Source organism: Lysinibacillus sp. GbtcB16, assembly GCF_019091145.1.
Lineage (GTDB): Bacteria > Bacillota > Bacilli > Bacillales_A > Planococcaceae > Lysinibacillus > Lysinibacillus fusiformis.
This window is the reverse complement of record NZ_JAGXJV010000692.1, coordinates 1-250: the sequence shown is the minus strand read 5'-3', so window position 1 is coordinate 250 and position 250 is coordinate 1. Positions and strand designations below refer to the sequence as shown.

General features: G+C 42.4%; 1 protein-coding gene. It reads left to right on the top strand.

The window, feature by feature from the left end:
- Positions 1 to 13: 13 nt before the first annotated feature.
- The coding region (locus KVT27_RS25625) for a carbohydrate ABC transporter permease (RefSeq protein ID WP_256449056.1) at positions 14 to 250 on the top strand (237 nt) is incomplete at its 3' end.

The following is a 250-nucleotide window of genomic DNA, read 5'->3' as shown; positions in this document are numbered from 1 at the left end:
GGTCATTGCCATTATGTCTTGTTGGCGAAATATCGGATATTTTATGCTGATTTATTTATCGGGACTGCAGAACATTCCAACAGATTTATATGAAGTAGCTGATGTCGAAGGTGCCTCCAAATTTGTAAAATTCCGATACGTGACTTGGCCATTGCTGGGCCGTATCTCTCTGGTTGTCGTGATTTTGCTATTAATCAGCTCGCTTAACGTGTTTCAAGAGGTGTATATCATGACTGGCGGAGGTCCAGCA